Here is a 10,880-nt window from a genome sequence, read left to right as displayed (position 1 = left end):
CGCCCCGCCCCCCCGCCGCCCCGCGCGGCGCCCCCACGCGCGCGATCGCCCTCGCGGGCTCGGGGCACCCCCCGGCGGCCCCGCGGGGGCCCACGACGGGGTGGTCGTCCGCGAGCAGCAGTCGGACGGTCATGCCCGGCTCCCGACGGCGCTGCGGTCCGCGTCGGCCGGCTCCCCGGTGGCGGGCACGGGCAGCGGCAGCGTGACCGCCACCGCGGTGCCCTGACCGGGAGCCGACTCGACGGTGAACGTCCCGCCCAGCGACCGCGCGCGCGAACGCATCGCGGGCAGACCGAAGCCCCCGTCCGCCGTGTCTCCGCCGACGATGTCCGCGTCGGCGGAGTCTCCGCCCGCCGCGTCCCCGTCCGCCGAGTCCCTGTCCGTGGTGTCGCCGTCCGCGGTGTCTCCGTCCGGGCGGTCCCGGTTCAGGTGGTGCCGGTCCGGACGGTTCCGGCCCGGCCGTACGTCGCCGGGGGTGAAGCCGGTGCCGTCGTCCACCACGTCCAGCGCGACCGAGGTGTCCATGAAGCTGAGCGTGATCTCCACGCGATCCGCGTGCGCGTGGCGCAGCGTGTTGCCGAGCGCCGACTGGGCGATCCGCAGCAGGGCCACTTCGTACGGGGTCGGGAGCCCGGCCGGCGTGCCGCTCACGGAGAAGCGGACCTTCGGCGTGTCCACGGCGGCCGACCGGCACAGCCGCTCCAGCGCGGCGGCGAGCGAACCGCGCTCCAGATCGGGAGGGGTGAGCGCGCGGACGAAGCGACGGGCTTCGGCGAGGTTGTCCTGCGCGGTCGCGCGGGCCTGCTTCACGTGCGGGGCGGCGGGGGAGTCCGCGGGCAGCAGCCGCTGGGCGGCCCGCATCAGGAGCTGGATGCTGGACAGGCCCTGGGCGAGCGTGTCGTGGATCTCCCGGGCCAGTCGCTCCCGCTCGGCGAGCGTGCCCGCGGCGCGTTCGGCCTCGGCCAGCTCGGCACGGGTGGCGATCAGCTCCTCGATCAGCTCGCGGCGGCGCTCGCTCTCCCGGTACAGCGCCTCGTACCCGAGGACCGTGGCGACCGCGACCCCCGCCCCGAGCAGCGGGCCGATGAACGCGCCGGGGGTGAGGGGAGCGCCGTGCGCCACGAAGCTCGCGACGGCCGCCCCGGCGGTCAGGGCGACCGCGGGCAGACTCCAGCGCACCGGCAACAGGTGAAGCTGCAGGAAGTAGAGAGGGAAGGCCACCCACAGCCCGTCCGGTGAGAGCGCGACGAGCACCAGCCAGCTCGTGCCGAGGGCGGCCACCCACAGCGCGGCCGTACGCCGTGAGCGGTGCACCGTCGGGGAGACCGCGCCCGCCACGAGCACCACGCCCGTCACCAGGACCGACAGGACGACAGCCGTCGGGTGCCCGGTGTCCCCGGAACGGACGGCGGCCAGCAGGAGAAGGCCGGCGAGCAGGACGTACAGGCACAGCCGCAGGGTGGCGACGACGGGGGAGTGGCGGGGGACATTCATGGTCGTTCCAGGGTAGGCGGGACAGCGGCCGGCCCCGGTCAACCGAAAGGTTGAAAGAGGGCCGCTCCCTTCGCCGGCGCCCTCCCCCTCCCCGGTCCGTGAGCAGACGGTCCTCCGGTTCCGCCCGGTGCGTCTCCCGGCGGTCCGGACGCCCTCCTTCGGCCCGGCTGAAGCATGCGCCGGTGCGATGCCCCGGACAGGGTCCGGGCGGCAGGCTCGGAGCATGTTCGTCGCATGGAGAGACCTACGGTTCGCCAAGGGGCGGTTCGCCCTGATGGGAGCCGTGGTCGTACTGATCACCCTGCTCGTGGGCCTGCTGTCCGGGCTGACCGCCGGGCTCGCCGAGGAGAACACCTCGGCGGTCACCGCCCTGCCCGCCGACCATCTCGCGTTCGCCGCGCCGGCCGCGGGACAGCCGGTGTCCTTCACCGGCGCCCCGATGCCGGCCCGCGCCCGGGAGACCTGGGCCGGGCGGCCCGGCGTCACCTCGGCCGAGCCGATCGGCGTCCGCACCCTGAACGCCGCCGCCGGGGACCGTACGGCCGCGGTGTCGTCCTTCGCGGTGCGGCCGGGCGCGGGCATCGCCCCGGCGGGAGTCGCCCCCGGGCGTGCCGTGCTGTCCGAGAAGGCCGCCGCGGCGCTCGGTGTGGGGCCGGGCGACCGGGTGGTGCTCGGCGGCGCCGGGCTGACCGTCGCGGCCGTGGCCGGCCATGCCTCGTACAGCCACACCCCCGTCGTGTGGACCGACCTCTCCGGTCCGGCGACCGTCCTCGCCCTGCGCACCGACGGAGCCGATCTGCGGGCGGGAGACCGCGCCGCGGGCACGAAGACGTTCACGAGAGGCGAGGCCCTCACCGCCATCGGCTCCTACCGCGCCGAGAACGGCTCGCTCCAGCTCATGCGCGGATTCCTCTTCGTCATCTCGGCTCTCGTCACCGGGGCGTTCTTCACGGTCTGGACGATCCAGCGGTCGCCCGACATCGCGGTCCTGAAGGCGCTGGGCGCCTCCACGCCGTACCTCCTGCGCGACGCGCTGGGCCAGGCCGTCCTCATGCTCACCGCCGGGACGCTGCTCGGCAGCGGGCTCGCGGCCGGCGCCGGCGCACTCGTGCGGGGCGGCGACGTGCCGTACGCCCTGGACGTCACGACCGTGCTCGGACCCGCCGCCGTGACGATCGCCCTCGGGGCGCTCGGCGCTGGGCTCGCCGTCCGCCGGGTCACGGCCGTGGACCCCCTGACCGCGCTGGCGAGCGCCCGATGAGGACCCCGGCCGGGCTCGCCGGCGGCCCCGCACCGGGGCTCCGGACCGGCCGAACCGACGTACAGGACCGACGCACAGGAGAGTGCCGCGTGAGCCTGACCCTCGACGACATCACCCTCACCTACCCCGACGGCGACGGCCGTCTGACCGCTCTGGACGGTGTCGGCCTGCGGGTGCCGGCCGGCACGACGACGGCCGTCGTCGGTCCCTCCGGATCCGGCAAGTCCAGCCTCCTCGCGGTCGCCGCGACCCTGGTCGCCCCGGACCGCGGGCGCGTCCTCGTCGGCGGTACGGAGGCGGGGGCGCTGACCTCCGCCGAGCGGGCCGTCCTGCGGCGGCGCGAGATCGGCATCGTGTTCCAGCAGCCCAACCTGCTGCCCTCGCTGACCGTGCTGGAACAGCTCCAGGTGATGGGCCACCTGGACGGACGCCGTCAAGTTACGCGGCGTGCACGGGAGTTGCTCGCCGAGGTGGGGCTCGTTGACCTGGCGCACCGGCGTCCGCACCAGTTGTCCGGCGGTCAGCGGCAGCGGGTGAACATCGCCCGCGCGCTGGTCAACGAGCCCTCGGTGCTGCTGGTCGACGAGCCGACCAGCGCCCTCGACCAGGAACGCGGGACGGCGGTGCTCGATCTGCTGCTGCGGCTCACCCGTGAACGCGCGACGGCGACCGTCCTCGTGACGCACGACCGCGCCCGCCTCGGCGAGGCGGACGCGGTACGGGAGATGAGGGACGGGCGCCTGGGGACACCGGTCGCGGTGCCGGGGGCGGAGTGACCCGGCCCCGACACCAGGGACGGAGTGACCCGGTCGTGGTGTCGAGGGCGGAGGCGCCCTGCCGCGACACCAGCGGCGGAGCTACCCGGCCGTCGTCGGCGTTCGGGTCAGCCGATGCCCGGGCCCGAGCTGGCCAGGGCCTCCGACAGTTCCACCGCGACCTGCTGAAGCACCGGCACGATCTTCTCGGTGGCGGCCTCGGTGACCCGGCCGGCCGGGCCGGAGATCGAGATCGCGGCGGCGGTCGGGGAGTCGGGCACGAGGACGGCCAGGCAGCGGACGCCGATCTCCTGCTCGTTGTCGTCGATCGCGTAACCGGTCCGGCGCACCTCGTCGAGCGCGGCGAGGAAGCCGTCCGCAGTGGTGATCGTCTTCTCCGTCGCGGCGGGCATTCCCGTACGGGCGAGGAGTGCGCGCACCTCGTCGTCCGGGGTGTGGGCCAGCAGCGCCTTGCCGACGCCCGTCGAGTGTGGGAGCACCCGGCGGCCCACTTCGGTGAACATGCGCATCGAGTGCTTGGACGGCACCTGGGCGACATAGACGATCTCGTCCCCGTCGAGCAGCGCCATGTTCGCGGTCTCGCCGGTCTCCTCCACCAGACGCGCCAGATAGGGGCGGGCCCAGGTGCCGAGCAGCCGGGAGGCGGACTCGCCGAGGCGGATCAGCCGGGGGCCGAGGGCGTACCGGCGGTTGGCCTGCTGCCGTACGTATCCGCAGACCACGAGGGTGCGCATCAGCCGGTGGATGGTGGGCAGCGGCAGCCCGCTGCTCGCGGAGAGCTCGCTCAGACCGACCTCGCCCCCGGCGTCCGCCATGCGCTCCAGCAGATCGAAGGCGCGCTCGAGGGACTGGACGCCGCCACTGGAAGCGGACGATCGGGGGCCGGTGGTGCTGGCGCTGGACGGCGGCACGGCGGTCCTTTCGGGGCGCGGTATCGAGCGGGGTGACCCGAAGACTCTCGAAGGGGGCGGCGGCGGGTGGCGGGCAGGCAGAAGCGCAGCCTACCCGGCAGTCGACGGGCCACCGGGTAGGGCAAGGCTACTTCTGCCTGTCGGAATCGAGATTTCATTATGCGGAAAACATCCGATCGGGGCGCAGCGGAGGCGGATGTCGGCCGGGCCGGGGAAGGGTGGAGAAATGAGCCCTTGACGGGGCGGAGGCCGAGGTGAAGACTTCTTCAACAGAAAGTTGAATTCCGTTACGCGGAAGCAACCCGACGGCAACGGGAGCCGACGGCGGCGGAGAGAGGGGTCCGGGTGTCCGATGCCGAACTGGTGCTGCGCTCGACGCGCGTCATCACGCCCGAAGGGACGCGCGCCGCTTCGGTCGCGGTCGCCGCGGGGACGATCACGGCCGTGCTGCCGTACGACGCCGAGGTGCCGTCCGGCGCCCGGTTCGAGGACTTCGGTGACGACGTCCTGCTGCCCGGACTCGTCGACACCCACGTCCATGTGAACGACCCCGGCCGCACCGAGTGGGAGGGCTTCTGGACCGCGACCCGCGCCGCGGCCGCCGGTGGCATCACCACCTTGATCGACATGCCGCTCAACTCCCTTCCGCCGACGACGACGGTCGACCACCTCCGTACGAAACAGGACGTCGCCCGCTCCAAGGCGCACATCGACGTCGGCTTCTGGGGCGGCGCGCTGCCCGGCAACGTCAAGGATCTCCAACCCCTTCACGAGGCCGGGGTGTTCGGGTTCAAGGCGTTCCTGTCGCCTTCCGGGGTCGAGGAGTTCCCCGAACTCGATCAGGAGCAGCTCGCCCGGTCCCTCGCCGAGATCGCCGGCTTCGGCGGCCTGCTGATCGTGCACGCCGAGGACCCGCACCACCTGGCCGCCGCCCCGCGGAAGGGCGGCCGCAGGTACGCCGATTTCCTCGCCTCGCGCCCCCGGGACGCCGAGGACACCGCCATCGAGAACCTTGTCGCGCAGGCCAGGCGTCTCGACGCGCGGGTGCACGTGCTGCACCTGTCGTCGAGCGACGCGCTCCCGCGGATCGCCGCGGCCAAGGCGGACGGCGTCCGGCTCACGGTGGAGACCTGCCCGCACTACCTCACCCTGACCGCCGAGGAAGTCCCGGACGGCGCCAGCGAGTTCAAGTGCTGCCCGCCCATCCGCGAGGCCGCCAACCAGGACCTGCTGTGGCAGGCGCTGGCCGACGGCACCATCGACTGTGTGGTCACCGACCACTCCCCGTCGACCGCCGACCTCAAGACGGACGACTTCGCGACCGCTTGGGGCGGCATCTCCGGCCTCCAGCTGAGTCTCGCCGCCGTCTGGACCAAAGCTCGCGGGCGCGGTCACGGGCTGGAGGACGTGGTCCGCTGGATGTCCTCCCGCACGGCCGAACTGGTCGGCCTGGGCGGCAGGAAGGGTGCCATCGCGGTGGGCCACGACGCCGACTTCGCGGTGTTCGCCCCCGACGAGACCTTCACCGTCGACCCCGCCGCGCTCCAGCACCGCAACCGGGTGACGGCGTACGAGGGCAGGACCCTCGGCGGTGTCGTGAAGTCGACCTGGCTGCGCGGCGAACGCGTCTTCGCGGACGGCGAGTTCACCGATCCGCGGGGTCACCTGCTGACCCGTACGCCTTGATCCTTCCGCTCCGACGGAATCCCCTCGCCCCGACCTGATCCTCCCGCCCCGCGGCGGCCGACTCCCGAAAGGAACCCCTGATCACCGTGACGGCGACCCAGAGCTTCACCGGAGACGCGCACCCCTACGGAGGCGGTGACCCGTACGCGGACTACCGCACCGCCGACTTCCCCTTCACCCGGTACGCCAACCTGGCGGACCGGCAGCTCGGCGCTGGCGTCGTCGCCGCCAACGACGAGTTCTTCGCCCAGCGCGAGAACCTTCTCGTGGCCGGGGCCGCCGCGTTCGACCCCGAGCACTTCGGTCACAAGGGCAAGGTCATGGACGGCTGGGAGACCCGGCGGCGCCGTGGCGCCTCCGCCGAGCACCCGTGGCCGACCGCCGAGGACCACGACTGGGCCCTGGTGCGGCTCGGCGCCCCCGGTGTGATCTGCGGGATCGTCGTCGACACCGCCCACTTCCGCGGCAACTATCCGCAGGCGGTGTCGGTCGAGGGCGCCTCGGTGCCCGGTTCACCCTCACCCGGGGAACTCCTGGCGGACGAGGTGAAGTGGACAACTCTGGTACCGCGCACGCCGGTCGGCGGTCACGCGGCCAACGGGTTCGCCGTCTCCGTCGAACAGCGCTTCACCCACCTGCGGGTCAACCAGCACCCCGACGGGGGCATCGCGCGGCTGCGGGTGTACGGCGAGGTCGTGCCCGACCCGCGCTGGCTGTCCGCCCTCGGCACCTTCGACGTGGTCGCCCTGGAGAACGGCGGACAGGTCGAGGACGCCTCCGACCTCTTCTACTCACCCGCCACCAACACCATCCAGCCCGGCCGTTCGCGCAAGATGGACGACGGCTGGGAGACCCGCAGGCGACGCGACGACGGCAACGACTGGATCCGCTACAGGCTCGTCGCCCGGTCCGAGATCCGCGCCATCGAGATCGACACGGCGTATCTGAAGGGCAACAGCGCCGGATGGGCCTCGGTGTCGGTGCGCGACGGTGACGACGGAGACGCGGGGGAGTGGACGGAGATCCTGCCCCGCACCCGGCTCCAGCCCGACACCAATCACCGCTTCACCCTCGCCGCACCCGCCGTCGCCACACACGCGCGCGTGGACATCTTCCCGGACGGCGGCGTCTCCCGCCTGCGCCTCTTCGGCTCCCTGACGGAGGAGGGAGAGTCCCGCCTGACGGCACGTCACCAGGAACTGGGCGGCTGAGCGACCCGGTTCCGCCCCCGTCCGGGCATAGTGCCGCCGAGGCCCGCGCAGAGGCCGCCCGGACGGGGCCCCTGCGCCGTGGACACTCCCCCCTCCCCGAGAGGGGCTGCCCCCAGGGCTCATCGCGCGCAGGGACTGGCCCCGCATGGGCTGCCCCTCGTCAGGAGCCGGTCCCCCCGGCAGGGGCTCTCCGGTGGGGGCTGCCTCCCTGCACGGGCTGCCCCTCGTCAGGAGCTGCCTCCCTGCAGGGGCTGCCCCTCGTCAGGAGCTGCCCCCCGGCAGGGGCTGCCCCCCCGGCAGGGGCTCTCCCGGTAGCGGCTGCCCCCCCCCGCATGGGTTGCCCCCCGGCAGGAGCCGGTCCCCTCGGCGAGGGCTCCCCCGGCAGGGGCTGCTGTCCCCTCGGCAAGGGCTCCCCCGGTAGGGGCTGCTGTCCCCCCGGCAGGGGAATCGCCCGCATGGGGTTGCCCCGGCAGGAGCGCATCGCCTGCCGGGCCGCCCCGCACCCGCGCTTCGGCTGTCACGCCGCGTGTCCGCCGTCCACCGCGAACTCCGCCCCCGTGATGTATCCCGCCTCGCTGCCCGCCAGATACGCGACGACCGACGCGACCTCGTCGGCGGCGCCGAAGCGGCCCACGGCGGTCAGTGCGCTCTGGCCCGGTGCGTAGGGGCCGTCCGCCGGGTTCATGTCCGTGTCGACGGGACCCGGATGGACGATGTTGGCGGTGATCCCGCGGCCGCCGAGTTCCCGCGCCAGTGCCTTGGTCAGGCCGATCAGCGCGGACTTGCTCATCGCGTAGAGCGTCCCTCCCGGACCGGGGACACGCTGTGTCATGCAACTGCCGATCGTGACGATCCGCCCGCCGTCCCCGAGGTGCGGCGCGGCTGACCGGGAAGCCAGGAAGACCCCCCGGACATTCACGTCGAGCACCCGGTCCACGTCCGCCAGGGTCAGGGATGCGAGCGGACCCAGGACACCCACCCCCGCGTTGTTGACGAGGACGTCGAGCCGCCCGAACTCCGCGACGACCCGGTCCGCCACCGTGCCGGCCTCCGCCGCGTCGGAGGCGTCCGCGCGCAGGGCGATCCCCCTGCGCCCGAGCGCCTCGACACCCCGTACGACGTCCTCCGCGGCCTCCTTGCCGCTCACATAGGTGATCGCCACGTCCGCGCCCTCGCGGGCCAGCCGCAGCGCCGTCGCGGCCCCGATGCCCCGGCTCCCGCCGGTCACGAGGGCCACCTTGCCGTTCATGTCTCGCTGAGAAGTCATGGACCCATCCCAGCCGCCGGAGCCGCGAGGCGCTGGCGGCCGACGGACATCGACATCGGTGGATGACATGATGATCGGCGACATAGGGCGACGGCGGAACGAGGAAGCCGGTGTGAATCCGGCGCGGTCCCGCCACTGTGATCGGTGAGTGCGCTGCGGCAGGCCACCGCCCCGACCGGGGTGGGAAGGCGGAGCGTTCGGAGATCCGGGAGCCAGGAGACTCACGCGGTCGCCTCCTCGAGCGACACCGGGGCGGATCTCCCCGGGAGGGGAGTGGTGTGCTGTGCCCGAGACACCTTCGGAAGAGATACCAGGGGAGCCCGTGGCGGTGGGCGGACCCGTGCCGTGCCGGGTCGTCGTGTGCCGGGACTGCTGCTGCGGCAGTCCCAAGGTGACCGGAGTGGATCACGCCGCACAGACCGCGCGGCTGCGCGCGGAGGTACCGGTGCGCGTCTCCGAGTGCCTCGACGTCTGCGACCAGGCCAACGTCATCGTCGTACAGCCGTCCGCCGCGGGCCGGGCCGCCGGCGCACGGCCCGTCTGGCTCGGACTCGTCAACGACCCCGACGCGACCGAGGACATCGTGGCCTGGGTGCGCGCCGGCGGTCCGGGAGTGGCTCCGCCGCCGGACATCCTCGACCTGTACACCTTCACCCCACCGAGGCGCCCGGCGGATTCCTGAGGCCCGCGCGCTTCACGCGGACCGGCCGGCCCCGGGGTGCCGAGTGTGGCGTCCCGGGGCTTTCCGATGCCCTGTCAGGACGTAACAGGCCAAGGACGTTTGCGTCCAGTCGATCTCTCTTCCACCCCTCGTGACCTGCGGCGAAAGTAGTTCTTGCCACCGGGCGACACACCCGGGACGACCTCCACGGCTGCACCTGCAGGGCAGCCGGGCGGTCGGTGACGTGCCTTCGCCCGTTCGACTTCACACCGCAGGAGAGATCATGAAGTTCAGCCACGCCGTCCGCCGTACCACCGCAGCAGTCGCCGCCGTCGGCGCGATGTCCCTCGGCATGGTGGCGACCACCGCCGGCGCCGCGCACGCCGTCGCGTCGTGCTCCGGTGACGTGTCGATGTACGGCACGCTGTCGGACGGACGGCTGACGTACACGCAGATCGCGCCGGACACGGGCAACCGCGTCAAGACGCTGATCGGCCCGAACCTCGGCTTCACGCCCAAGGCGATGGCGACGCTCAACTTCAACACGGTCCTGGTCACGTCGACCACCGGCGACCTCTACCGGGTCGACATCCAGACGAACAACACCTCCCTCGGGGTCGCGGGAGTCGTCAAGATCTGGGACGGCGGCTGGACCTTCGACAAGATGGTCTACGACGGAGCCGGCCACCTCTACGGCACCGTCGACGGCCAGCTCCACCAGTACGTCGTCTCGCAGCCCAAGCCCGCGGGCTCGGCCCACATAGGCCAGCACGTCGTGATCGACACCGGCTTCGTCCTCAAGACGCTCGCCGCGGCGGGCGACGACCGCATCGTCGCCTCGACCGCGGACGGCCGGCTGCTCAGCTACAAGATCAACGGAGTGAACGACTGGGACCTCTCGGTCCTCAAGGCGAGCGGCTGGTCGGCGGTCGACTCGCTCTCCTCGCCGGGCGGCGGCCTCTACTACGGCCGCACCAGCGGCGGTATGTACTGGTACTCCGACGCCGACCCGACCGACGGCGACGGCAGCGACGTCACGTACCACTCCGACGACCCGGTGGATGCCTCCGGCTGGACCCAGAGCCTGCTGTCGGCCTACGCGAACAACTGCGCCTACGTGCCGTCGGCGCCGCCGAAGTCCGTCCAGGGCGGCACCATCTACCGCAGCGAGGTCATGGACCGGGCCAGGAACTGGTACAGCCGCAACGTCCAGTACGACCAGGGCGCTTCCGCTGCGGACGTCGACGGCGACCACTCCTACCGCACCGACTGCTCCGGCTTCGTCTCCATGGCCTGGCACCTCACCAGCTCCCTGACGACCGAGACGCTTCCCAGCGCGAGCACGCAGATCAGCAAGGCCGACCTCCTGCCCGGTGACGCGCTGAACGACTACTCCGAGCACGCCGTCATCTTCGCGGGCTGGAAGAACCAGGACACGGGCACCTTCTACTACTACTCCGAGAGCAGCCCGGCGACGGACATGAACTACTCGACCGCGAACATCAACAGCGGTGACATCAGCGGCCACCCGGCCTCGGACTACGTCGCCCTGCGCTACAAGAAGATCGCCTGACGCCCCACCCGACGCCTCGAAGGCCCCGCCGATTTCCGGC

At 72.8% G+C, this 10,880-nt stretch carries 9 protein-coding genes and 1 riboswitch; of the genes, 6 read left to right on the top strand and 3 right to left on the bottom strand.

The genetic code is table 11. The features are described from left to right. Positions 1-129 precede the first annotated feature (129 nt). Positions 130-1,494: a sensor histidine kinase gene (locus ACFXGX_RS37520; protein WP_384801047.1), complete on the bottom strand. Its 1,365-nt coding sequence runs from the start codon at positions 1,492-1,494 to the stop codon at positions 130-132. A gap of 223 nt (positions 1,495-1,717) precedes the next feature. On the opposite strand from ACFXGX_RS37520, the gene ACFXGX_RS37515 reads away from it, so the two are divergent. Together ACFXGX_RS37515 and ACFXGX_RS37510 are read left to right on the top strand one after the other, a co-directional pair. Further along, a complete protein-coding gene (locus ACFXGX_RS37515) occupies positions 1,718-2,755 on the top strand; it encodes an FtsX-like permease family protein (RefSeq protein WP_384801044.1) in 1,038 nt (345 codons plus the stop codon). 89 nt (positions 2,756-2,844) lie between these two features. Then, a complete protein-coding gene (locus ACFXGX_RS37510) occupies positions 2,845-3,531 on the top strand; it encodes an ABC transporter ATP-binding protein (protein ID WP_384801041.1) in 687 nt (228 codons plus the stop codon). A 107-nt stretch (positions 3,532-3,638) separates the two neighbouring features. On the opposite strand, the gene ACFXGX_RS37505 is transcribed toward ACFXGX_RS37510, so the two are convergent. Then, positions 3,639-4,442: an IclR family transcriptional regulator gene (locus ACFXGX_RS37505; protein ID WP_384801038.1), complete on the bottom strand. Its 804-nt coding sequence runs from the start codon at positions 4,440-4,442 to the stop codon at positions 3,639-3,641. Between the two features lie 345 nt (positions 4,443-4,787). Here ACFXGX_RS37505 and allB point away from each other — a divergent pair, with 345 nt between their 5' ends. Both allB and alc read left to right on the top strand, forming a co-directional pair. Continuing rightward, positions 4,788-6,128, top strand: coding sequence for an allantoinase AllB (gene allB / locus ACFXGX_RS37500; RefSeq protein ID WP_384801035.1), 1,341 nt, complete (start codon positions 4,788-4,790; stop codon positions 6,126-6,128). Between the two features lie 86 nt (positions 6,129-6,214). Next, on the top strand, positions 6,215-7,339 hold the full coding sequence (alc, locus tag ACFXGX_RS37495; protein ID WP_384801032.1) for an allantoicase: 1,125 nt from the start codon (positions 6,215-6,217) through the stop codon (positions 7,337-7,339). Positions 7,340-7,856: 517 nt separating this feature from the next. On the opposite strand, the gene ACFXGX_RS37490 is transcribed toward alc, so the two are convergent. Further along, positions 7,857-8,606: a 3-oxoacyl-ACP reductase family protein gene (locus tag ACFXGX_RS37490; RefSeq protein WP_384801029.1), complete on the bottom strand. Its 750-nt coding sequence runs from the start codon at positions 8,604-8,606 to the stop codon at positions 7,857-7,859. 97 nt (positions 8,607-8,703) lie between these two features. Further along, positions 8,704-8,829: riboswitch (cobalamin riboswitch) on the top strand. A gap of 117 nt (positions 8,830-8,946) precedes the next feature. Between ACFXGX_RS37490 and ACFXGX_RS37485 the strand changes: the two genes are divergently transcribed. Further along, complete coding sequence (locus tag ACFXGX_RS37485; protein ID WP_384801086.1) at positions 8,947-9,288, top strand: (2Fe-2S) ferredoxin domain-containing protein; 342 nt, start codon at positions 8,947-8,949, stop codon at positions 9,286-9,288. Positions 9,289-9,550: 262 nt separating this feature from the next. Continuing rightward, the gene (locus tag ACFXGX_RS37480; RefSeq protein WP_384801026.1) at positions 9,551-10,840 is read left to right on the top strand and encodes a tachylectin-related carbohydrate-binding protein; all 1,290 of its coding nucleotides are present in this window, start codon (positions 9,551-9,553) and stop codon (positions 10,838-10,840) included. The last annotated feature ends 40 nt before the right edge of the window (positions 10,841-10,880 follow it).

The organism is Streptomyces sp. NPDC059371, assembly GCF_042751995.1.
Classification (GTDB): Bacteria; Actinomycetota; Actinomycetes; order Streptomycetales; family Streptomycetaceae; genus Streptomyces.
Note: the sequence above shows the minus strand (reverse complement) of the source record. Positions and strands in the feature narration are given on the sequence as shown.